This window comes from Streptomyces sp. HUAS MS02 (genome assembly GCF_055702265.1).
Map to the genome: position 1 here is coordinate 1,589,598 of NZ_CM146747.1, position 21,501 is coordinate 1,611,098.

Sequence of the window (21,501 nt, forward strand, 5' to 3'; positions counted from 1 at the left end):
GGTGCGGGCACGTCGTGGTTCTCGCGCAGTTCCCCGCGCCCCTTTCGGGGCGCGCTGCGGCTCGGCTCAGTCCGAAAGGGAGACCAGTTCTCGCTCCAGGCCCCTGCCCCTCTTGCGGACCACCGCCGACGCGACGTCCGAGAGTTTGCGGTTGGTGCCCTGGGAGATGCGGCGGAGGACGGTGAACGCGGCGTCGGCGTCGCAGCCGAGGACGTGCATGACCATGCCGCAGGCCTGGTCGACCACGGGGCGGGAGCGCAGTGCGGCGCCGAGCTGGTCGAGTTCGCTGAGGGCGGCCCGGTAGGAGAGGTCGCGGACGATGCAGGTCGCGGCGAGGTCACCGAGTGCACGTGCGGGGCCGTGCGGGACGTCCTTCAGGGTGTGGGGGCGGAAGCTGTAGAGGCTGAGGGTCACGGTGAGCCCGGAGCGCCGGAAGGGGAGCGTGACGCTGGACCGCACGCCCGCGTCGAGAGCCACCGCCCGGTACTCCGGCCAGCGTTCCTCGCGCAGCAGATCGGCGGAGTCGACGGGCTCACCGCGCTCCAGCGCGGCCGGGAGCGGTCCGTCGCCCGAGCGCAGTTGGACGGCGACGAGTCCCGCCAGGTCGGGGTGGGTGACCGCGGCGGGCCGTTCGGTGCCGCTGTCGGACAGCATGCCGCTGGCGCCGCAGCAGTCGTCGGTGCAGCGAGCGGCGTGTTCGACGAGTTCGGAGAGCCTTCTGCCCGGATGTGCGGATTCCGCTGTTTCCCGTCCCACGCGGCCGAGTTGTTCGCGTTCCGGCATGATGCACGCCTCCTCCTTCGATCGCCTTCCCACGCACCAGCACGGAAAACGAGTCTTCGGCTTTCGGTCCGGCCGTGCCCTCTCGGTCGTCCAGGCGCTACGTTCGTCGCATGACCCAGACGGACGAATTCGGTGAGGAACTCGCGGATTTCGTGCGCCGTGTCGCGGAGCTCAAGGCGGCCCGTTCGGTGCCGACGGGAGATCTGCCGACGGTCCTGGACGCGGCGTTCTTCGAACTCGACCATGTCGCGGACCAGTTGTGGCCTTGGTACGAGCGGCTGACCGCCTCGGGTCCGGTCGGCGGCACCTCGTCCGCCGCGCAGGAGCACCAGTTGCTGAGGACCGTGTTCCAAAGCCTGCCGCTGCCGGTGCTGTTGGTGGACCGCGAGACGGTGGTGCGGCGCCTCAACCAGGCCGCGACCGCCTTCACCGGCGTACGGTCCGGTTATGCGACGGGCCGTCCGCTCAGCGGCTTCCTCGCCCATTCCGACCGGGGCGCGTTCCGTTCGCAGGCGGCGGCCGTGGCCCGCGGCGAGGGCGACCGCAGCCTCAACGTCCACCTGCAGCAGCGCCCGTCGTTGCCGGTCCGCGCCACGCTCACCAAGCTGCGCCCGGGCAGCGGCGAGCCGCGCAACACCGTCCTGGTCCTCCTCCAGCCGGCCGGGCACCGGATGCCGACCGTCGAGCCCCTGCGTCCGCTGCCCAACCTCACCGAGACCACCCGCCACGCGGCCCTGATGGACCTCCTCGACGCGATGACCACGGCCCTGCTCACGGCGCCGACCGGTACGGCCCTCGACCGGGCGGCCCGTGTCCTGCACGGCCGTTTCGCCGACTGGGTGGTCGCCGACACGACGACTCCCGGCCTCGCGCGCTCCACGGTCCTGGCCCCCTCGCAGGAAGAGGCGAAGCTCCTGGTGTCCCAGGACCCCGCCACCTGCCCCCTCGTCGTCACGGCCGCCCGGGGCGGTTCGCCCGCCCTCCAGATCCGCCCGGCCGACCCGGCCGCCTTCGGCCACGACGGCTCGGGGGCCCCGGTCCTGGTGAAGGCCGATGTGACCTCCTTGCTGAGCGTGCCGCTGGCTCCCCCGGAAGGCCCGGTGAAGGGCGTCCTGACCCTCTTCCGCTCAGGCGCCCGCCTGGCCTTCTCGATGGCCGAGGCCCAGGCGATGGACACGATGTCCCGCCACATAGCCCTGGCCATGGAAACCCGGGCCCCGTAAGGGGCACGGGGAACTGCGCGACCAGCCACGACGAACCCGCGGCCGACAACGCACCCCACCCCCATGGCGCCCACACCCAACGGGCGGAGCTACACCGCGTCCTTCATCACCTGGTCCCGCAACCGGTCACAGCACCGGCTGATCAACCGCGACACGTGCATCTGCGAGATTCCCAGCTGCTCGGCGATCCGGCTCTGCGTCATGTCTCCGAAGAACCGCATGTACAGGATCGCCCGCTCCCGCTCCGGCAGCGCGGCCAACCTGGGCTTCACGGCCTCGCGGTCCACCACCGTGTCCAGCGCGGGGTCGGGTGCCCCCAGCGCGTCGCTCAGCGAGTAGCCGTCCTCGCTCCCCGGCAGCTCCGCGTCCAGCGACAGCGCCGTGAAGCTCTCCAGGGCCTCCAGCCCTACCAGGACGTCCTCCTCGCTCATGTTCGCGTGGGCCGCGATCTCCGCGACGGTGGGGCGTCGCCCGGAGATGGTCTGGGACAGGTCCTGACTGGCGAACCGCACTCGGTTGCGCAGATCCTGGACCCGGCGCGGCACGTGCAGGGTCCACATGTGGTCCCGGAAGTGCCGCTTGATCTCACCGGTGACGGTGGGGACGGCATAGCTCTCGAAGGCGTTCCCCAGCTCGGGGTCGTAGCGGTCGACGGCCTTGACCAGGCCGAGCGAGGCGACCTGGCGCAGGTCGTCGTAGCTCTCGCCGCGGTTGCGGAACCGGCCCGCGAGCCGTTCGGCCATGGGGAGCCACGCCTCGATGATCTGCTCACGCAGGGTGTCCCGCTGTTGACCGGGCGGAAGCGCGGCCAGCTCCCGGAAGGCTTCCGCCGTGTCGGGGGCGTCGTCGTGTGGATGATGCTTCGCCTGGGTACGCATGGTGCGTCGCAACTCCCTGGATGGTGCTTCTGGGATGGACGGTCACCGTGGGGGCGCGGGGGTGCACAGGAGACAGCACACCCGTGTGGGAAACCTCGCCACTTCCACGGACGTGCCTCCTGTCCGAAGCACTTCTATGCGCCTGCCCCGGATCATGCACGGCAAACACATTCGGGGTTTTTCATTCCGCCCGCGGGTGACTCGCTCGGGAGACCACACCCCGGGAGGTCCAGTATGAGCACCACCGTCGCCGATCACATCTTGCGGAGGCTGCGCGAATGGGATATCGAACAGGTATTCGGCTACCCAGGGGACGGCATCAACGGGCTGCTCGCGGCCTGGGGCCGGGCCGAGGACCGGCCGCGGTTCATCCAGTCCCGCCACGAGGAGATGTCCGCCTTCCAGGCGGTCGGGTACGCCAAGTTCTCCGGCCGGATCGGGGTGTGCGCGGCGACGTCGGGCCCGGGGGCGATCCACCTGCTCAACGGGCTGTACGACGCCAAACTGGACCATGTCCCGGTGCTGGCGATCGTCGGCCAGACGCACCGCAGCGCGATGGGCGGCTCCTACCAGCAGGAGGTCGACCTGCACACCCTGTTCAAGGACGTGGCCTCGGACTTCGTCGAGACGGTGACCGTGCCCGAGCAACTGCCCAACGTCCTCGACCGGGCGATCCGCACCGCGTACGCCCGGCGGGCGCCGACGGCCGTCATCGTCCCCGGTGACGTGCAGGAACTGGAGTACTCGGCGCCGACCCACGAGTTCAAGATGGTCCCCTCCAGTCTGGGCGGCGGCTCCTGGACGGCGGTGCCGTCGGCGGAGTCGGTGGAGCGGGCTGCCGAGATCCTGAACGCCGGCGACAAGGTCGCGATCCTCATCGGGCAGGGCGCCGCCGGTGCCCGTGCCGAGGTGGCCCGGATCGCCGAGCTGCTCGGCGCGGGCGTCGCCAAGGCACTCCTCGGCAAGGACGCGCTGAGCGACGAACTGCCGTACGTCACCGGCTCGATCGGGCTGCTGGGCACGCGCCCCTCGTACGAGCTGATGCGCGACTGCGACACGCTGCTGACCATCGGCTCGTCCTTCCCGTACTCCCAGTTCCTGCCGGACTTCGGCAAGGCGCGGGCCGTGCAGATCGACATCGACCCGCACATGGTCGGTATGCGCTACCCGTACGAGGTGAATCTCGTCGGAGACGCCAAGGCGACGCTGGAGCGGCTGATCCCGCTGATCGATCCGGAGCGGGGGCGCGAGTGGTACGACGAGGTGTGCGCGGGGGTGGCGCGCTGGCGCGAGGTGACGGCGCGCCGGGCGGAGCTGTCGGCCGACCCGATCAACCCCGAACTGGTGGCCCACGCCCTCGATCCGCTGCTGCCGGACGACGCGATCATCTCCTCGGACTCCGGTTCGGCGGCGAACTGGTACGCCCGGCACATCACCATGCGCGGACGCATGCGCGGTTCGCTGTCCGGCACGCTGGCGACGATGGGCTGCGGGGTGCCGTACGCGATCGGCGCGAAGTTCGCCCACCCGGACCGTCCGGCGATCGCCCTGGTCGGGGACGGGGCGATGCAGATGAACGGCATGGCGGAGCTGATCACCGCGGCCAAGTACCAGGACCGCTGGGAGGATCCGCGGCTGGTGGTGGCCGTCTGGAACAACCACGACCTCAACCAGGTGACGTGGGAGCTGCGGGCGATGGGCGGTGAGCCGTCCTTCCTGCCCTCGCAGGAGCTGCCGGACGTCCAGTACGCGGCTTTCGCGCGCTCGCTGGGGCTGACCGGGATCCGGGTGGAGAAGCCGGAGGACGTCGAGGCGGGCTGGCGCGCGGCCCTCGCGGCGGACGGTCCGGCGGTGGTGGAGTTCCTCACCGACCCGGCGGTGCCGCCGATCCCGCCGCACGCGACCTGGGAGCAGATGGAGTCCACGGCCGCCTCGATCCTCAAGGGCGACGCCGACCGGGCGTCCATGGTCAAGCAGGGCTTCAAGGCGAAGATGCAGGAATTCCTGCCGGGCGCCGGGTCGAAGAAGCACGACGGCGACGGCGCGTCCTGAGGCGCGTCGCCGGTTCGGAGCGCCTCCGGTTCCACGCGGCGCCGGTTCCGACCGGCGCCGGTCCGCGCGGCGCCGGTCCGCGCGGCGCCGGTCCGCGCGGCGCCGGTCCGCGCTCCGGAGGTCCGCGCTCCGGAGGTCCGCGCTCCGGAGGTCCGTGGCCCGGCTCCCCCGTGTCGGTGCCGGGTGTTCGGGTACGCGGGGGCCACCAACCGATCTGGAGGGGAGTCATGCAGCGAGGCAGCGACCGGATGAGCGCCCACCGCGACGACGAGATGAAGCACGAACTGCAGGGATTGCTCCGTTCGGGGCATCCCACCCGGACGGAGGAGTGGAACGACCCCGAGCCCTACGCGGAGGACGACCCGGAGGTGGCACACGGGCCGGTGACGCCGAGCCGGGCGCCCGCGCGGGTGGAGGCGCTGCGGCTGGACCTGGCCCGGGTCCTGGGCCGTACGTCGTTCCCCGCGGGCCCCACCGAGCTGATCCGGGTCCTGCGGGACCGGCACGCCCCGGACGGGCTGGTCGCGCCCCTGGAGCGGCTGCCGCGGAAGGCGCACTACGACTCGGTCCACCGGCTCGCCGAGGCGGTGGTCCAGGTCCAGGACGAGAGCGGCGGGACCGGGGAGTCCGGAGGAGCCGGAGCGGCCGGAGAAACCAGGGGTGGTGCCGCGCGGCCCCCGGCGGAGGCCACGGAATCCACACACGACGGGGACACATAGGGCCCCTGCTCGGGGGTACTGCGGGCAAGGTCACGCCGATGCGGGCGTGCCCCCGGTCGGGACGGAGCGACGAAAGGCCCGGAGACCATGGCCGAGTTCGTGAGGGAAGTCATGACGCCAGGTGTGGCGGCGGTCCGCCCGGACGCCTCCCTCGTGGAGGCGGCGCAGCTGATGCGCGCCCAGGACATCGGGGATGTGCTCGTCGCGTCCGACGGTCACGTGATCGGGGTTCTGACGGACCGCGACATCACCCTGCGGGCCGTCGCCGACGGGGCCGACCCGCTGACGGTGAGCGCCCAGGCCGTCTGTACCCCGAACCCGGTCGTGGTCGGCCCGGACGACGCGGTGTCCGCCGCCGTCGCGCTGATGCGCGACCACGCGATACGCCGGCTGCCCGTCATGGAGGACGGACACCCGGTGGGCATGGTCAGCCTCGGCGACCTGGCCGTCTCCCAGGACCCCGACTCGGCGCTCGCCCACATCAGCAGGGCGGCCCCGGAACCCTGGCCGGGGCCGCACCGGACCGCGGGGCCCGAACCGATCTCCGGGACCGGCCCGGGAACGGCCGACTGAACCCCCGGCCCCGACTCCGGCCCCGCGGCACCCCCGAACCACCCACCCCGCACAGGACAGCCACCGGCACGGAGACCATGGACGACGACAGCGCGACCACCGACCAACGGCCCGACCACTCCCGTGCCCCCGTCCTGGAGGCCCTGGAGCGCTACCGGCGCTCCGACCGTCGGCCTTTCCCACCACCCGGCCACATGGGTGGCCCGGGGGTGGACGCGCGGGTCGCCCTGACGCTCGGCCCCGATGTGAACACCTCGGACGTGCTCGCCCTCAACGGCCTGGGCGACCGGCGGATGTCGGGCAGCGTCCTGGAACGGGCCGAGGAGCTGATGGCGGACGCCGTCGACGCGGACCGGGCCTGCTTCTCGACCTGCGGCAGCTCCCTGTCGGTCAAGGCGTCGATGCCGGCGGTCGCCGGGCCGGACGAGAAGCACGGCATGTACGTACCCGATCCGTGGGACCCGGACCTGCGCACCCCGCGGGTAGTGGCCCGGTGAACGACGGCGGACCAGCCACGGAACAAGGCACGGAACAACACGGGGAAAAGCAAGGAGAGGAGACCGAGCAGCCATGCGTATCGCATTTCTGACAGCCCCCGAGGGTGTCGAGCAGATCGAGCTGACCGAGCCCTGGCAGGCGGCGGAGAACGCCGGTCACGAACCCGTCCTGGTGTCGACGAAGCCCGGTCGCGTCCAGGCCTTCGAGCATCTCGACAAGGCGGACACGTTCGCCGTGGACGCCGTGGTGGGCGAGGCCCCGCCCGAGTCGTTCGACGCGCTGGTCCTGCCCGGCGGGGTGGCCAACCCCGACTTCCTGCGCATGGACGAGAAGGCCGTGTCCTTCACCCGGTCGTTCTTCGAACGGGGCCGTCCGGTCGCGGCGATCTGTCACGCGCCGTGGACGCTGGTGGAGGCGGACGTGGTGCGCGGCCGGGTCCTGACGTCGTGGCCGAGTCTGCGCACGGACATCCGCAACGCGGGCGGCACCTGGGTGGACGAGCAGGTGCGGATCTGCGACCACGGCCCCAACAAGCTCGTCACCAGCCGCAAGCCGGACGACCTCAAGGCGTTCTGTGAGGCGTTCCTCGACGTGTTCTCCCAGGAGGCCGTCTGATGACCTCTCCCCAGGACCGCAAGCAGGAGCAGCGCGAGGCGGCCCACCCGGTCGACCCGGCGTCGGGCCCCCTGACCACCGACCAGGGCGTGGCCGTCGACCACACCGACGACTCGCTGACCGTCGGCGAGCGCGGGCCGACCCTGATGGAGGACTTCCACTTCCGGGAGAAGCTCACCCACTTCGACCACGAGCGGATCCCCGAGCGGGTGGTCCACGCCCGGGGCGCGGGGGCGTACGGGTACTTCGAACCGTACGAGTCCTGCGCGGAGTTCACCCGGGCGGCGTTCCTCCAGGACCCGTCGGTCCGCACCCCCGTCTTCGTGCGGTTCTCGACCGTGCAGGGGCCGCGCGGGTCGGCGGACACCGTGCGGGACGTACGCGGCTTCGCGACCAAGTTCTATACGTCCGAGGGCAATTACGACCTGGTGGGGAACAACTTCCCGGTCTTCTTCATCCAGGACGGGATCAAGTTCCCCGACTTCGTGCACGCGGTGAAGCCGGAGCCGCACAACGACATCCCGACGGGCGCCTCCGCGCACGACACGCTCTGGGACTTCGTGTCCCTCCAGCCGGAGACGCTGCACGCGATCATGTGGCTGATGTCCGACCGGGCGATCCCGCGCAGCTACCGCATGATGCAGGGCTTCGGCGTGCACACCTTCCGCTTCGTGACCGCCGACGGGCGGGGCACGTTCGTGAAGTTCCACTGGAAGCCGAAGCTCGGCACGCACTCGCTGGTGTGGGACGAGGCGCAGGAGTGCCAGGGCCGGGACCCGGACTTCAACCGCCGGGACCTGTGGGACGCCATCGAGGCCGGCGAGTTCCCGGAGTGGGAGCTGGGCGTCCAACTCGTGCCGGAGGAGGACGAGTTCGCCTTCGACTTCGATCTGCTCGACGCCACGAAGCTCATCCCCGAGGAGCAGGTGCCGGTACGGCCGATCGGCCGGATGGTGCTGGACCGCAACCCCGAGAACTTCTTCGCGGAGACGGAGCAGGTCGCCTTCCACACGGCGAACGTCGTCCCGGGCATCGACTTCACCAACGACCCGCTCCTGCAGGCCCGCAACTTCTCCTACCTGGACACCCAGCTGATCCGCCTGGGCGGCCCCAACTTCAGCCAGCTGCCGGTGAACCGGCCCGTGGCGCCGGTGCGCACCAACCACCGCGACGGCTACCACCAGTCGGCGATCCATCGCGGCACGAACTACTTCCCGAACTCTCTCGGCGGAGGCTGCCCGGCCCACGCGGGCGCCGACCCGCACGCCTACGCGCACCTCGCCGAGCGCGTCGACGGCGCCAAGATCCGTCGCCGCAGCGAGAGTTTCAAGGACCACCACAGCCAGCCCGCGCTGTTCTGGAACAGCATGGCGCCCTGGGAGCGGCAGCACATCGTGGCCGCCTTCCGCTTCGAACTGGGCAAGGTCGGTGCCCTCTCCGTCCGTGCCCGTACGGTGGAGCAACTGGTCAAGGTGGACCCGGAGTTGGCGGCCGAGGTGGCGAAGGGCATCGGGGTGCCCGTCCCGTCGGACGCCGAGCCGGGAGCGTACAAGCTCAGCTCCCCGGCTCTCAGTCTGGAGGCGCAGCGCGGCTCCGGTTCCATCCGCACCCGGCAGATCGCCGTTCTGGTCTCCGACGGTGTGGACGCCGACCAGGTGACCGGTGTGCGGGAGGCCCTGGCGGCCGAGGGCGCGATCGTGGAGGCCCTCGCGGCCCAGGACGGCACCGTACGCGGCGCGGACGGCGCGGAGTACACCGTGGACCGGGCCCTGCCGACGGTGGCGTCCGTCCTGTACGACGCGGTGTTCCTGCCCGGCGGTCCGGTCGGCACCCCGTCCCAGGCCGCCGACCCCGACGCGATGCGCTTCGTCCGCGACGCCTACCGGCACGGCAAGCCGATCGGCGCCCTGGGGTCCGGCGTCGGGGTCGTCGCCGCCCTCCGGCCGGAGGGTGTCCGGCTCTCCTCCGAGTTCCACCATGTGGTGGCGGACCGGGGCGTGGTGACGGACACGGCCCAGGGCACCGCGAGCGAGGACTTCACCAGGGAGTTCGTGGCGGCGATCGCGGCCCACCGCCACTGGGACCGCCCGCCGACCGCCTGCTGACGAACGACGATCACACAGCCTTGGGCGCCTCTCGGTAAGGGGCGCCCAAGGCCTTCCCCGTTTGGGGGCGCGGGGACCTGCGCGATTCACCACGAAGCACCCGCACCCCGCGACGCACCCCACGGCCCCGACGGCCCCGACGGCCCCGACGGCCCCGACGGCCCCGAGCTCCGAACGGCCCCCTATGGCCTACGGCGACGCCCCCTACGGCCGCCGCCCGAGCAGACACAACAACCTGGTCTGCGCGTCCGCCCCCACCGGCGGAGCCACCGGCGCCCCGAACAGCCCGCTCTTCTCCAGGTCACCGGCGTACGGAGCGATCTCGTCGACCGCGAACCGCACCAGTTCCCCCGGCAGCCGCTCGTCCGCCCCGATCGCCCGGGACAGGTCCCACGCGTGCACGACGAGATCGGCGACCATCTGCGCGCAGTACGCGGTCGCCGGAGTGTCGCCGTAGGAGAGGTGGACCGTGCGTTCCAGCGCGCCGGGCGCCGTGAACGCCTCCCGTGCGGAGTGGGCGGCGGTGTCCCAGGAGGCCGCCGGGTCGGGCCCCAGCAGGTCACCCTCGAAGGTGTCGCCGACCTCCTCGATCATGCAGCCGTCCCGTACCAGCGAGGGCACCCACAGCTGCTCGGAGACGAGGTGGTTGACGAGGTCGCGGACCGACCACTCGGCGCAGGGCGTGTCCGCGCCCCACTGGTCGTCCCGGACGGCGTGGACCCGCGCGCCGAAGAGGTCCTGCGCCTCGGCGTGCCGGTCGAGCAGCGCACGCGTCCCCGCGCTCACCCCGGGTCTCATGGCGTCGCCGGCCCCCGATCCCGCGCTCCGTCGCGCGTACGGCCCGAGACGACCGGCCGGCGCGGGTGGCGGCGCAGATACTCGCCCTCCAGCTGGGCCATCCGTTCGTTGTGGGTGCGCAGCGCCTCGGTCGACCCGTGCAGCAGCGTGTCGTGCCGCGTGCGGTGGATCGACTCCAGTTCCTTCATCAACTGCTGGTCGTCCAGTTGGTCCGGGTGCACTCCGGTCATGGTGGTACCCCGATCTCGGTGGTCCTCCCTCCACTGTACGAAGATCCGGGTCCCCGGGGCGCCCGGCGCGGACCGGGCGGCCCTACCGGGCTCGCTCCACGCGTCGCTCGTCCCAGACCGGCCCCGGGGTCTCGCGGACCCGGCCGTCGGAACCGAAGACCAGATAGCGATCGAACGAACGAGCGAACCAGCGGTCGTGGGTGACGGCGAGGACCGTGCCCTCGAAGGCCTCCAGGCCCTCTTGCAGGGCCTCCGCGGACTCCAGGTCGAGGTTGTCCGTGGGCTCGTCGAGGAGCAGTGCGGTGACGCCCTGCAACTCCAGCAGCAGGATCTGGAAGCGGGCCTGTTGGCCGCCGGAGAGCCGGTCGAACGGCTGCTCGGCCTGCTTGGTCAGCTCGTAGCGGCGCAGCCGGGACATGGCGGCGCCCCGATCCTGGGCGTGCTCCTTCCACAGGATGTCGAGCAGCGGGCGCCCCTCCAGCTCCGGGTGGGCGTGCGTCTGCGCGAAGTGCCCCGGCAGAACCCTGGCGCCGAGCTTCCACTCGCCCGTATGGGCGACGTCGTCACCGGCGAGCAGCCGCAGGAAGTGCGACTTTCCCGAGCCGTTGGAGCCGAGGACGGCGACCCGTTCGCCGTAGAAGACCTCCAGGTCGAAGGGTTTCATCAGGCCGGTCAGCTCAAGTGCCTTGCAGGTGACCGCCCTGACGCCCGTACGGCCGCCCTTGATCCGCATGGTGATGTCCTGCTCGCGCGGCGGCTCGGGCGGCGGGCCGGCCTCCTCGAACTTGCGCAGCCGGGTCTGGGCGGCCTGGTAGCGGGAGGCCAGCGCGACACTGTTCTCGGCCGCCTGGCGCAGGTTCAGCACGAGCTTCTTCAGCTGCTCGTGCTTCTCGTCCCAGCGCCTGCGCAGTTCCTCGAAGCGCTCGAAGCGCTGTCGCCTGGCCTCGTGGTAGGTGTCGAAGCCGCCGCCGTGCACCCAGGCGTCCGCGCCCGCCGGTCCCGGCTCCACGCTGACGATCTTCTCGGCGGCGCGGGAGAGCAGCTCCCGGTCGTGCGAGACGAACAGGACGGTCTTGCGGGTCTCCTTCAGCCGCTCCTCCAGCCAGCGCTTGCCGGGGACGTCGAGGTAGTTGTCGGGTTCGTCGAGGAGGAGGACCTGGTCGGTGCCGCGCAGCAGCGCCTCCAGCACGAGCCGCTTCTGCTCACCGCCGGAGAGCGTCCGCACCTGCCGCCACTGCGCCTTCTCGTACGGCACGCCGAGCGCGGCCACGGTGCAGATGTCCCACAGCGTCTCGGCCTCGTAGCCGCGTGCCTCGGCCCAGTCGGAGAGGGCCTGCGCGTACGCCAGCTGGGCCGCCTCGTCGTCCACGGTCATCATCGCGTGCTCGGCGGCGTCGACCGCCTTCGCGGCTTCCCTGATCCTCGGCTGCGCCACCGACACCAGCAGGTCCCGCACGGTCGTCTCGTCCCGCACGGAGCCCACGAACTGCCGCATCACCCCGAGGCCCCCGCTGACGGTCACCGATCCGCCGTGCGGCTTCAGCTCACCGGAGATCAACCGCAGCAGCGTCGTCTTCCCGGCCCCGTTGGGCCCGACGAGCGCGACGACCGCCCCCTCCCCCACCCGGAAGGACACGTCCCCGAGCAGCGCCCTCCCGTCCGGCAGGTAGTACTCCAGATGAGCGGCTTCGAGATGTCCCATGGGCGCATTGTCCGAGCCGCCCCACCACACGGGCAAATCCATTTCGTTGTCGGGCGTGGGGGCCTTGTCGGGTGCCGGTCCGGTGGGGGCTGGTCGCGCAGTTCCCCGCGCCCCTGAAAAGCAGGGGCTGCGCCCCTTGCTTTTCCCGAAAGGGCCGTAGGCCCTCAAGGGGCGCGGGGAACTGCGCGAGAAGCCCCCACCGGACCCGCACCCGGCAACGCAACCCCACCCACCCTCACCCAACCCCACCCCGCCCGACACGGTTCCGTCGCCATGGGGTACCCGTGGACCCATGACCCCAGACGTCGACCTCACCGTCCGCCCCCCGGGCCACCACATCCTCCGCGACCGTTTCCTCGCCGCGGACAGCCGCCTCTTCGACGCGGTGGCGACCCGCGACTGGCCGGGTGCCCATCCCCTCCTGCCGAAGCTGAGCCGCGCCGCGAACCACGGGGTGCTGTGGTTCGCCACGGCGGCGGCGATCGCGGCGACCCGGAGTCCGCGGGCCCGCAGGGCGGCCGTCCGGGGCGTCGCCTCGCTCGCCCTCGCCTCGGCGACCATCAACACCCTCGGCAAGCGCTCGATCCGCCGGCCCCGCCCAGCCCTGCACAACGTGCCGCTGACCCGTCAGCTGAAGCGGCAGCCGATCACCACGTCGTTCCCGTCGGGCCACTCCGCCTCCGCCGCCGCCTTCGCCGCCGGTGTCGCCCTGGAGTCGCGCGGCTGGGGCGCCGCGGTCGCCCCGCTGGCCACCGCGGTGGCGCTGTCCCGCGTGTACACCGGCGTGCACTTCCCGAGCGATGTCCTGGTGGGCGCCGCCCTGGGCGTGGGCGCCGCCTACGCCGTGCGGGGCATGGTGCCGACCCGCGACCAGCTGCCGCCGCCCGGCCGCCCGTACGTGGACGCGCCCGCGCTGCCGGACGGCGACGGCCTGGTCGTGGTCGCCAACCGCGCCTCCGGCACGTCGGACCGGGTGCGCGCCCTGCGTGACGTGCTGCCCGGGGCCGAGACCGTGGAGTGCGAACCGGAGGACGTGCGCGCCGAGCTGGAGAAGGCCGCCACCCGGGCTCGGGTGCTCGGCGTGTGCGGCGGCGACGGCACGGTGAACTCCGCCGCCGAGGTGGCGCTGCGCCACGGCCTCCCCCTCGCCGTCCTGCCCGGCGGCACCCTCAACCACTTCGCGTACGACCTCGGCGTGGAGGACGTACGCGACCTGGGCCGCGCGGTGCGCCAGGGCGAGGCCGTCCGGGTGGACCTCGGGCACTTCACCACCGGCGACACGGAGGGCCACTTCGTCAACACCTTCAGCCTCGGCGTCTACCCGGAGCTGGTGCGGGAGCGCGAGCGCTGGGAGAAGGCGCTCGGCGGCTGGCCGGCGGGGGTCATCGCGGCCCTGCGGGTCCTGCGCTCCGACCGGCATCCGCTCCAGGCCACCTTCGAGGGCCGCCCCCGTCCGATCTGGCTGCTCTTCGCGGGCAACGGCACCTACCGCCGGCTGGGCCTCGCCCCGGCCCGGCGCTTCGACCTGGCCGACGGGCTGCTGGACGTACGTGTCGTGCACGGCGGCCGCCGCCCGGCCCTGCGCCTGCTGGCCGCGGCCGCCGCGGGCCCGCTGACCCGGAGCCCGGCCCACGCGGCGGTCCGCGTACGGCGGCTCCGGGTGGAAGGCATCGCGCCGGGCACCCTCCTCGCGTACGACGGCGAAGTCACCGAGGTGAAGGGCGATCTGACGCTCCGGAAGATCCCGGAGGCCCTGACGGTGTACCGGCCCGTACCGATGCGCTGACCCCCTCCGCCGCCCACGCGCCGAGTGTCCACACTTCAAGACGGCGGTCTCACTATTCGGGGGACCCGCGTACGGTTCGAGGACGAACCCGCGGTTGTCGCGGCCCTCGTGGAAGGGGAACGGCCATGCCGAAGGCACAGGAGACCGCCGTCTACACGCACGGGCACCACGAGTCGGTGCTGCGCTCGCACACCTGGCGCACGGCCGCCAACTCGGCGGCGTACCTCCTCGGTTCGCTGAAGCCGCACATGAAGGTCCTGGACATCGGCTGCGGTCCGGGCACCATCACCGCGGACCTGGCCGCCCTGGTCCCCGACGGCCACGTCACCGGTGTCGACCACGCGCCCGGCATCCTGGACCAGGCCCGGGCCACGGCCGCCGAACGCGGCCTGGAGAACGTCGACTTCGCCGTCGCGGACGTCCACGCCCTGGACTTCCCGGACGACAGTTTCTGCGTGGTCCACGCGCACCAGGTGCTCCAGCACGTCGGCGATCCGGTGCAGGCACTGCGCGAGATGCGCCGGGTGACCAGACCGGGCGGGATCGTCGCCGTCCGCGACTCGGACTACGCCGCGATGACCTGGTACCCGGAGTCGGCCGGCATGGACGACTGGCTGGACCTGTACCGCCGGGTGGCGCGCGCCAACGGCGGCGAGCCCGACGCGGGGCGCAGGCTGAAGTCCTGGGCGCTGCGCGCCGGGCTCACCGACATCACGGCCACCTCCGCCACCTGGACCTACGCCACGGCTCAGGAGCGGGCGTGGTGGAGCGGACTGTGGGCCGACCGGACGGTCGCCTCCGCCTACGCCGACCGGGCCACCGAGGGCGGCCATGCCACGGCCGGGCAATTGCGGGCGATCGCGGATTCCTGGCGGAAATGGGGAGAGCAGGAGGACGGCTGGTTCGCCGTACTCCACGGAGAAATTCTCTGCCGTAAGGCGGCCTGAAAGCGAGAATTCTGGAAACCCGGCCCATCAGGAGGTTCGCATAATGGTTCCCATCCTGTTGGTACTGCTTCTGATTCTGGTGCTCTTCGGCGCCGGTTTCGCGGTGAAGGTTCTCTGGTACATCGCCCTGGCCGTCCTGGTGCTGTGGCTCCTCGGCTTCCTGGTGCGCGGCACGTCCGCGTCCGGAGGAAGGAGCCGCTGGTACAGGTGGTGACGTCACTCCCGCGGTAGCAACGGTCCGAGCGGCCCGAGGTCCAGGTTCAGGTCCTCGGGCCGCAGGCCGTAGCGCTCGCGCAGCTCGGTCATGCGGTCGTCCAGCAGCATCAGCGTGAGCCCGATGCGCTCCTCCTGGTCCTCCGAGAGCTCGCCGGTGTCGAAGCGCCGCAGCGCCTGCCGCTCCATGAGCTGACGGAGCAGCTCGACGACGGTCAGGACCAGCTTGACCAGGTCCCTCTCGACCGTGTCGGGCTCCAGTTCGAGACGGTTGCGGCCGGTCACTCGATTCCTCCCCAAGGCGACGGGACCTGTGCGTTCACGGAGCTGATCAGCGCGTTCAGATCGATGCGGACGAGGTCGACGTCCGCGATGCGCAGGGTGAGGTCCCCGGTGATGACGACCCCGCCGGCCAGCAGCCGGTCGAGGAGGTCGACGAGGGCGACCTCACGACGTTCGATCACGGTCACGTGCTCTCCTCCCCCGTCCCGGTCTCCCCGCTGAAGGAATAGGCCGCCCACGGCCCGGTCAGTTCCACCCGCAATCCCGGTTCCTCGCCTTTCGTGCGGTCCACCAGTTCCACGAACTCCTCGGAGTGCGCGCGCGGCACCAGATAGGCCGCGTTCAGCACATTGCGTCCGGGAACCCCGGAGAGCGCGGAATTCTGCGGAGCGTGCAGCCGGGTGTCCTCGGCGAATTCCGCGAGAGTTTCGTGCAGCCGGCGGGCGAACCGGTCGGCGTTCTCCCACATCTCCTCGTGGGCCCGGTGGCTCCGCCGCCGCTGCCGCAGATAGTCCCGCCCGCTGGAGACCTTCGCGGGCGCGTGGGCCTTCTCCCGCTCCTCGGACTCCGCGTAGACCTTGACGCCCCACTCCACCCGGCCCGAGAGCCGGTCCAGAGTGCGCCGGAAGCCCTCCTCGCGGGCCTCCAGCATGACCCGTACGCCGCTGTCGTCGCGGAAGACGGTGCCGAGCCGGAGCGGCAGGGGCGTGGTGACCACGGTGAGGGCGTCGATCACGCTCTGGTGGGCCCGGGCGGTCTCCGTCAGCCAGTCCAGGTCCTCCAGATGGGCGCGGAGCGGCTGCTCCGCGAAGTCGCGCTCCGGCACCTCGCTGACCACGGCGATCAGATCGTGGTGGCGCAGCTGCCGGGGCGGCGCGCCCGCGACCCCTTTGAGCTGGGACTGGAGCGCCGCGTCGAAGGGGCGGCAGACGGCGTACACGTACCGCAGTCCGGTCATGAGGGCTCCTCTCTGGCGCGGCCGCGTCCGATGGCCGGCTCCGGCTCCCGCCGGTACCCGCCGTCGTCCAGCTCCGCGAGCCGGGCGCGCAACTCGGCGTTCTCACGGGAGAGTTCGTCGCGGCGGGCGTTGGACGACAGCGCCGGGTCGGTCTCCCACCAGTCGATCCCCATCTCCTTGGCCTTGTCGACGGAGGCGACGATCAGGCGCAGCTTGATGGTGAGCAGTTCGATGTCGAGCAGGTTGATGCGGATGTCACCCGCGATCACCAGGCCCTTGTCGAGGACACGCTCCAGGATGTCGGCCAGGTTGGCACTCCCGTTCTGCCCGTACGGCTCGGGGACTCGGCTCGGGAACGTCATCGTCGACTCCCGCCCACGGCGGCCCGCTCCTCGTCCTCATCCTCGTACGGTTCCTCCTCGATGTCCTCCTCGGCGTCTTCCTCGGCCTCGGGAACGTCCTCGTACGCCTCCTCCGGTACCTCGTCCGGGTCCTCCAGGTCGCCGTCCTCGTCCTCGTCGACGTACCCTTCGGCCTCGTCTTCGGCCTCGGTGTCGTCGTCGGCCTCGGTGTCGCCCGGCTCGTCGGAGTCGCGCGGCTCCTCGTCCGGCTCGGGCTCCTCCTCGTACTCGCCCTCGTACTCGTCCTCGGCCTCGTCGTCCTCCGGAGCCTCGCCGTCGGACGGCTCGTCCCGGTCCTCGTCCTCCCGCTCCTCCTCGGCGAGGGCGTCCTCGTGGCTGACGACGACCTCGCCGTCGCGGATCTCGCCGCGCCAGCCGTCCTCGGCCTCTCCCCGGAGGGTGATGAAGCGGGCGAAGTTCTTGAGGTCGAGCCGGGCCCGGCGGCCCTGGGCACGCCAGATGTTGCCGGTCTTCTCGAAGAGGCCCTTCGGGTAGTACTCGATGACCAGCAGGACCCGGGTGAGGCTGTCGGCGAGGGCGTGGAAGGTGACCGCGCCCTTCGTGGTGCCCTTGGCGCCCTCCGACGTCCAGGTGATCCGCTCGTCGGGCACCTGTTCGGTGGTGTGCGCCTTCCAGCTCCGGTTGGACCAGAACACCTTCATCTGCCAGTCGGAGTGGGTGTCGTCGGCCTGGCCGGCGCTCTTCACCCCCTTGGCGAAGGTGCTGAAGCTCTGGAACTGGGTCCACTGGTCGTACGCGGTCCGCACCGGCACCCCGACGTCGATGGACTCGATGATCACGGTCGGCTTGTTGCCCGAGCCGCCCTTGCGTTTGCCCTTGCCGCCGAGGTTCTTGAGCGCGCCGAGCACGTTGTCCTTGGCCCGGCCGGCGCCCACCTCCAGGGCGGTGCGCAGCGGCCCCTTGCCCTCGGCGAGCTTGCGGCCACCGTCGAGGGCCAGCTTGGCGAAGCCGGGGCTGTTGCCCTCGGCGATGTCGTTGAGCTTGCCGGTCGTCTCGCCGAGTTTGCGGCCGGCGCCGACGAGCAGCCGCTCGGCCTGCGCGGCCAGGTACTCCTTGGCCTCGGCCTTGAGGTGGTCGACGGCCTCGCTGTGGGCGACGTCGGAGAGCGGGTTGCTCTTCGTCGCGTCCTTCGCCCGGTCCGCGGCCCCGCCGGTCGCGCGGCCGGTCGCCGATCCGAGGGTCTCAGTCATCGCCGCCGCCTCCCCTCGTCGTCCGTGACCGCGTGGCCTTGCGCGCGGTCTTCTTCGCCGGGGCGGTCTTCTTCGCCGGAGCCGCCTTCTTCGCGGGGGCGGTCTTCTTGGCCGCCGCCTTCTTGCCCGGGGCGGGCTTCTTGGCCGGTGCCTTCTTCGCCGCCTGCCCGCGCGAGGAGCGCCTCGACCGCTCGTCGGACTCGCGGTCGGATCCCGAGTCGTCGGGCTCCCGTTCCGCAGGCTCCCGCTCCTCGCCCTCGTCGCGCCCCGGCACATCCGGCGTCACCCCGGAGAGCCGGTCGCGCACCTGGGAGGTACGCCCGTGCAGCCGGCCGGCGAGCCCCTCGATCTGCCGCTCCACCAGCGCACCGGTGGCCGCCTTGCCCGCACCGCGCAGGTCCTCGCGGAGCTGGTCCCCCAACTCCTTGAACTGCGGGTTGTTCTGCAACTGCTGGGACACCAGCTCCGCGAGCGCCCGTGGGTTGAGGTGCATCCGCTTGCCGGCCACCATCGTGCCGACCGCGAACGCGAGTTTCATCTTCTTGGTACGTCCGAGGACGTATCCGGCCCCTACGGCGAGGCCCAGTCCGATTCGATTCATTGTGTCGTCCCGTTGCCGGTTCCTGTGCCCCTCTGCGCGCTGATCTCCAGCCGGTCGAGGAGCTCGTCCTCCAGGCGGTCGAACTCCTCCTCATCGATCTCGCCCGCTTCGAGCCGCTGCTCGAGGCGGGCGAGTTCGGCGCGGACGGCCGCCGGGTCGTAGTACTGGCGCTCGGCCTCGGTGAGCACCTGTCTCACCGTCCAGAGGCTGCCGCGCACCGGTGCGAACGGCAGCAGCAGTACCTCGGTGATCAGTCCCATGCACTCGCCTCCTCGGCCGTCGCGCGCTGTCAGTGCGTCGTCTCCGCGGGTTCCGCGGATTCCGCGGGCTGCGCCGGCCCCGGTTCGACGAAGCTGTACGGCGGCAGCGGCCCGTTCACCCGCACCTCGATGTGCGGATGGCTCTTGCGGACCTCCTCCACGGCGTCGAGGAAGACCGCCGCCGAGTCCCGGCCCACGAGGAACGACAGATTGGCCAGCCAGCCGGTCGACTCGGGGCCCGCGCTGACGGCCTCGGCGGCCGGCTCCAGCGCCTGCCGCAACTCCGCCGCGTCGTCGGCCTCCCTGGCCTGCACGGCGGCGACGACCATCTCGCCGAGCCGCAGCCGGTCCTCGTAAGTACCGCCGCCCGCCTGCCGGTTGGCCTCGGTCATGGCGCGCAGCTCGGGGTTCTCCCCCATCACGCGGTGCAGCACGGCCTCTTCGTCGTGGCTGGCCTTCACGTTGTACTCGACCTTGCCGTCGAGGGCGCCGAGCCGTTCCCGGTAGTGCTCCGCGCGTTCGGCGAGCACCCCGGTGACGGACGCGTCGTCCGGGGCGACACTGCCGAACCGCATGGGCAGCAGGGGGCCGCCCGCGCCCGCCTCGCTCAGGACGTTCTGGTGGGCGAGCAGATCCTTGCGCTTGGGGCGCAGCCCCTCGGGGGCCTCGCTGACGATCGCCGCCAGCTCGCCCTCCTTCAGGATGCGCACCGGGCGCGCGGGATCTCCCACTCCGCCCATGCCCTCCGGGAGGCCGGGGTGCGAGCTCGCGGTGATGCCGTAGACGTACGTGCTCACTCCTGTTCCTCCCTCTTGCGCGAGCTCGTGGTCTTGCGGGCCCGCGGCCGCGACTCGGACTGCCCCTCCTCGCGGGCCTGCTTGAACGCGTCGGAGATCGTCTCGGCGGCGCCGGACAGCGCCCCCTTGGACTTGCCGCGAGCGCCGGACTCGGTGATCTCACCGACGAGGTCCGGCAGGCCGGGGTTCTTGCGCGGCCCGGCCTCCAGGTCGAGCCGGTTGCACGCCTCGGCGAAGCGCAGATAGGTGTCGACGCTGGCCACCACGACCCGGACGTCGATCTTCAGAATCTCGATGCCGACCAGGGAGACCCTCACGAAGGCGTCGATCACGAGCCCCCTGTCGAGAATGAGTTCCAGGACGTCGTACAGGCCGCTGCTGCCGCCTCCGCCGCCGGACTGCTGTGCCGGGACTACGGTCATGCCGGCCGATCCTCCTTGTCTGTGGGTGCTCGAGGCCTGTGGATGCTTGAGGCCTGTGGGTGCTGGGTGCTTGAGCGGGACGGCGGTCTAGCGGCCGCCGGGGCGATGCGGGTCCGCCCGCCCGCGTTCGTAACGGCGGACACGCCGATAGCCGGTGAGCTCGCCCTGCGGGTCGAGTTCCACCCGGTAGCTCGCGAGCAGGCTCATCGTGTCGGGGACCCTGGCGATCTCCAGGACCTCGACCTCCAGCGTCCAGCCGTCCTCGGACTGTTCGAACGACGACACGGACTCGGGCGCCATGCCGGTCAGCTCCGCGAGCTGGGTCCGCGCATGACGCAGCACCTGCATGGGGCTGGGGCGCTCGTCCGCCGATTCCCGCACCTCTTCGGTTTCGTCCGATTCACGCTCTGTGCGCGAATTATGTGTTTTTGATGTGTTTGATGTGTTCGACATGGCCACCTCGAACACCGAGTGGCCACACGTCCGTTGGCCAAACCTTTTCGGGTCAGCCGCGCAACCTGGCCAGCCGCCGCCGTGCCGGAGCGAGCGCGCGTCCCCGCCTCATCGCTCCGGCCCAGGGATCGGTACGGGCCTGGTCGACGGCGTCCGCCAGGGTCCATCGGCGGGCGTCGACGGCCGGGTCGTCGAGCTGTTCCCAGGTCAGGGGGGTGGCCACGGGCGCGCCGGGGCGGGCGCGCACGGTGTAGGGGGCGACGGCGGTCTGGGCGTAGGCGTTGCGCTGGATGTCGAGGTAGAGCCGGTCGCCCCGGTCCTTCTTGCGGGGTTCGACGGTGAGCCGCTCGGGATGGGCGCGGACGAGCTCCCCGGCGAACTCCCGGGCGAAGTCACGCACCACGTCGAAGTCGTCGTGGCCGTTCAGCGGTACGACGACGTGGACGCCCCGGGAGCCGGTGGTCATCGGTACGGAGGGCAGGTTCAGCGCGTCGAGCAGGTCCCGTACGTCCCGGGCGGCCTCCCGGACCTGGGCGAAGTCGTCCACCGACGGGTCGAGGTCGACGACGAGCCGGTCGGGGCGGTCGACGTCCCCGGTCCGGGAGAGCCAGCGGTGCAGGGTGAGGCAGGCCTGGTCGGCCAGGTAGACGAGGGTGGCCGCGTCGTCGCAGACCGGGTGGACGACCGTGCCGCCCTCCTTGGGCACCTCGACGCGCTCGATCCAGTCCGGATAGTGCCCCGGGGTGTTCTTCTGCATGAACATGGGCCCGTCGAGCCCGTCGGGGTGCCGTTCCAGCATCAGCGGGCGCCCCCGCAGATGGGGCAGCATGAAGGGGGCCACGGCACGGTGGTAGGCGACGAGATCACGCTTGGTGTACTCCTTGCCGCCGGCGCCGGCGGCGGCGGCGGCGGCGGGGAACAGCACCTTGTCCGGCCGGTGGATCTCGACGGTACGGCGGCCGACCCGCATCGTGTGGCTGTCCCCCATCGCCTG

The 21,501-nt window shown here is 71.7% G+C and carries 26 protein-coding genes; 10 read left to right on the forward strand and 16 right to left on the reverse strand.

Annotation, left to right across the window (positions count from 1 at the left end; all coding sequences use genetic code 11):
• Positions 1 to 66: 66 nt before the first annotated feature.
• Positions 67 to 783, reverse strand: coding sequence for an ANTAR domain-containing response regulator (locus ACZ9QC_RS06845; RefSeq protein WP_472919307.1), 717 nt, complete (start codon positions 781 to 783; stop codon positions 67 to 69).
• A gap of 110 nt (positions 784 to 893) precedes the next feature.
• Here ACZ9QC_RS06845 and ACZ9QC_RS06850 point away from each other — a divergent pair, with 110 nt between their 5' ends.
• Positions 894 to 2,006: a PAS domain-containing protein gene (locus ACZ9QC_RS06850; protein ID WP_472919308.1), complete on the forward strand. Its 1,113-nt coding sequence runs from the start codon at positions 894 to 896 to the stop codon at positions 2,004 to 2,006.
• An 89-nt stretch (positions 2,007 to 2,095) separates the two neighbouring features.
• Here the strand turns inward: ACZ9QC_RS06850 and ACZ9QC_RS06855 are convergent, their stop codons facing one another.
• Positions 2,096 to 2,884 carry an RNA polymerase sigma factor SigF gene (locus ACZ9QC_RS06855; RefSeq protein ID WP_472919309.1) on the reverse strand — a complete coding sequence of 263 codons (789 nt, stop codon included), beginning with the start codon at positions 2,882 to 2,884 and terminating at the stop codon, positions 2,096 to 2,098.
• Positions 2,885 to 3,118: 234 nt separating this feature from the next.
• Here ACZ9QC_RS06855 and ACZ9QC_RS06860 point away from each other — a divergent pair, with 234 nt between their 5' ends.
• From ACZ9QC_RS06860 to ACZ9QC_RS06885, 6 genes are all read left to right on the forward strand, one after another.
• Positions 3,119 to 4,936 carry a thiamine pyrophosphate-requiring protein gene (locus ACZ9QC_RS06860; RefSeq protein WP_472919310.1) on the forward strand — a complete coding sequence of 606 codons (1,818 nt, stop codon included), beginning with the start codon at positions 3,119 to 3,121 and terminating at the stop codon, positions 4,934 to 4,936.
• 227 nt (positions 4,937 to 5,163) lie between these two features.
• Positions 5,164 to 5,655, forward strand: coding sequence for a DUF2795 domain-containing protein (locus tag ACZ9QC_RS06865; RefSeq protein ID WP_472919311.1), 492 nt, complete (start codon positions 5,164 to 5,166; stop codon positions 5,653 to 5,655).
• An 87-nt stretch (positions 5,656 to 5,742) separates the two neighbouring features.
• Positions 5,743 to 6,228, forward strand: a complete 486-nt coding sequence (locus tag ACZ9QC_RS06870; protein ID WP_472919312.1) for a CBS domain-containing protein — start codon at positions 5,743 to 5,745, stop codon at positions 6,226 to 6,228.
• A 77-nt stretch (positions 6,229 to 6,305) separates the two neighbouring features.
• Positions 6,306 to 6,725, forward strand: coding sequence for a hypothetical protein (locus tag ACZ9QC_RS06875; RefSeq protein WP_472919313.1), 420 nt, complete (start codon positions 6,306 to 6,308; stop codon positions 6,723 to 6,725).
• Between the two features lie 73 nt (positions 6,726 to 6,798).
• On the forward strand, positions 6,799 to 7,341 hold the full coding sequence (locus tag ACZ9QC_RS06880; protein ID WP_472919314.1) for a type 1 glutamine amidotransferase domain-containing protein: 543 nt from the start codon (positions 6,799 to 6,801) through the stop codon (positions 7,339 to 7,341).
• Entirely contained in the window at positions 7,341 to 9,446 is a 2,106-nt protein-coding gene (locus ACZ9QC_RS06885; protein ID WP_472919315.1) for a catalase, read from the forward strand. Before ACZ9QC_RS06880 ends, ACZ9QC_RS06885 begins: the two co-directional genes overlap by 1 nt.
• Positions 9,447 to 9,650: 204 nt before the next feature.
• On the opposite strand, the gene ACZ9QC_RS06890 is transcribed toward ACZ9QC_RS06885, so the two are convergent.
• From ACZ9QC_RS06890 to ACZ9QC_RS06900, 3 genes are all read right to left on the reverse strand, one after another.
• Positions 9,651 to 10,232, reverse strand: a complete 582-nt coding sequence (locus ACZ9QC_RS06890; protein WP_472919316.1) for a TIGR03086 family metal-binding protein — start codon at positions 10,230 to 10,232, stop codon at positions 9,651 to 9,653.
• 8 nt (positions 10,233 to 10,240) lie between these two features.
• Complete coding sequence (locus ACZ9QC_RS06895) at positions 10,241 to 10,474, reverse strand: DUF6158 family protein (RefSeq protein WP_215450621.1); 234 nt, start codon at positions 10,472 to 10,474, stop codon at positions 10,241 to 10,243.
• Between the two features lie 82 nt (positions 10,475 to 10,556).
• Entirely contained in the window at positions 10,557 to 12,176 is a 1,620-nt protein-coding gene (locus ACZ9QC_RS06900; RefSeq protein WP_472919317.1) for an ABC-F family ATP-binding cassette domain-containing protein, read from the reverse strand.
• A 292-nt stretch (positions 12,177 to 12,468) separates the two neighbouring features.
• Here ACZ9QC_RS06900 and ACZ9QC_RS06905 point away from each other — a divergent pair, with 292 nt between their 5' ends.
• The 3 genes from ACZ9QC_RS06905 to ACZ9QC_RS06915 all read left to right on the forward strand — a co-directional run bounded on the left by ACZ9QC_RS06905 (position 12,469) and on the right by ACZ9QC_RS06915 (position 15,123).
• On the forward strand, positions 12,469 to 13,962 hold the full coding sequence (locus tag ACZ9QC_RS06905) for a phosphatase PAP2 family protein (protein ID WP_472919318.1): 1,494 nt from the start codon (positions 12,469 to 12,471) through the stop codon (positions 13,960 to 13,962).
• 125 nt (positions 13,963 to 14,087) lie between these two features.
• Entirely contained in the window at positions 14,088 to 14,909 is an 822-nt protein-coding gene (locus ACZ9QC_RS06910; RefSeq protein WP_472919319.1) for a class I SAM-dependent methyltransferase, read from the forward strand.
• Positions 14,910 to 14,952: 43 nt separating this feature from the next.
• Positions 14,953 to 15,123 carry a hydrophobic protein gene (locus ACZ9QC_RS06915; protein ID WP_184901459.1) on the forward strand — a complete coding sequence of 57 codons (171 nt, stop codon included), beginning with the start codon at positions 14,953 to 14,955 and terminating at the stop codon, positions 15,121 to 15,123.
• A 2-nt stretch (positions 15,124 to 15,125) separates the two neighbouring features.
• Here ACZ9QC_RS06915 and ACZ9QC_RS06920 read toward each other — a convergent pair whose 3' ends face one another.
• The 11 genes from ACZ9QC_RS06920 to ligD all read right to left on the reverse strand — a co-directional run bounded on the left by ACZ9QC_RS06920 (position 15,126) and on the right by ligD (position 21,495).
• Positions 15,126 to 15,407: a gas vesicle protein K gene (locus tag ACZ9QC_RS06920; RefSeq protein ID WP_033529790.1), complete on the reverse strand. Its 282-nt coding sequence runs from the start codon at positions 15,405 to 15,407 to the stop codon at positions 15,126 to 15,128.
• A complete protein-coding gene (locus tag ACZ9QC_RS06925; RefSeq protein WP_033529791.1) occupies positions 15,404 to 15,592 on the reverse strand; it encodes a gas vesicle protein in 189 nt (62 codons plus the stop codon). Before ACZ9QC_RS06925 ends, ACZ9QC_RS06920 begins: the two co-directional genes overlap by 4 nt.
• The gene (locus ACZ9QC_RS06930) at positions 15,589 to 16,362 is read right to left on the reverse strand and encodes a GvpL/GvpF family gas vesicle protein (protein ID WP_472919320.1); all 774 of its coding nucleotides are present in this window, start codon (positions 16,360 to 16,362) and stop codon (positions 15,589 to 15,591) included. Before ACZ9QC_RS06930 ends, ACZ9QC_RS06925 begins: the two co-directional genes overlap by 4 nt.
• The gene (locus ACZ9QC_RS06935; RefSeq protein ID WP_472919321.1) at positions 16,359 to 16,724 is read right to left on the reverse strand and encodes a gas vesicle protein; all 366 of its coding nucleotides are present in this window, start codon (positions 16,722 to 16,724) and stop codon (positions 16,359 to 16,361) included. Before ACZ9QC_RS06935 ends, ACZ9QC_RS06930 begins: the two co-directional genes overlap by 4 nt.
• Positions 16,721 to 17,974 (reverse strand): SRPBCC family protein, encoded by a 1,254-nt coding sequence (locus ACZ9QC_RS06940; protein WP_472919322.1) that lies wholly within the window; start codon positions 17,972 to 17,974, stop codon positions 16,721 to 16,723. Before ACZ9QC_RS06940 ends, ACZ9QC_RS06935 begins: the two co-directional genes overlap by 4 nt.
• Complete coding sequence (locus ACZ9QC_RS06945; RefSeq protein ID WP_472919323.1) at positions 17,967 to 18,575, reverse strand: DNA primase; 609 nt, start codon at positions 18,573 to 18,575, stop codon at positions 17,967 to 17,969. The genes ACZ9QC_RS06940 and ACZ9QC_RS06945 overlap by 8 nt, the downstream gene beginning before the upstream one ends.
• Positions 18,572 to 18,835 (reverse strand): gas vesicle protein GvpG, encoded by a 264-nt coding sequence (locus ACZ9QC_RS06950; protein WP_184901451.1) that lies wholly within the window; start codon positions 18,833 to 18,835, stop codon positions 18,572 to 18,574. Before ACZ9QC_RS06950 ends, ACZ9QC_RS06945 begins: the two co-directional genes overlap by 4 nt.
• 29 nt (positions 18,836 to 18,864) lie before the next feature.
• A complete protein-coding gene (locus ACZ9QC_RS06955; RefSeq protein WP_472919324.1) occupies positions 18,865 to 19,632 on the reverse strand; it encodes a GvpL/GvpF family gas vesicle protein in 768 nt (255 codons plus the stop codon).
• Positions 19,629 to 20,054: a gas vesicle structural protein GvpA gene (locus ACZ9QC_RS06960; protein ID WP_033529797.1), complete on the reverse strand. Its 426-nt coding sequence runs from the start codon at positions 20,052 to 20,054 to the stop codon at positions 19,629 to 19,631. The genes ACZ9QC_RS06955 and ACZ9QC_RS06960 overlap by 4 nt, the downstream gene beginning before the upstream one ends.
• 87 nt (positions 20,055 to 20,141) lie before the next feature.
• Positions 20,142 to 20,507 carry a gas vesicle protein GvpO gene (locus ACZ9QC_RS06965; RefSeq protein WP_472921618.1) on the reverse strand — a complete coding sequence of 122 codons (366 nt, stop codon included), beginning with the start codon at positions 20,505 to 20,507 and terminating at the stop codon, positions 20,142 to 20,144.
• A gap of 52 nt (positions 20,508 to 20,559) precedes the next feature.
• Entirely contained in the window at positions 20,560 to 21,495 is a 936-nt protein-coding gene (gene ligD / locus ACZ9QC_RS06970; RefSeq protein WP_472919325.1) for a non-homologous end-joining DNA ligase, read from the reverse strand.
• Positions 21,496 to 21,501: the final 6 nt, after the last annotated feature.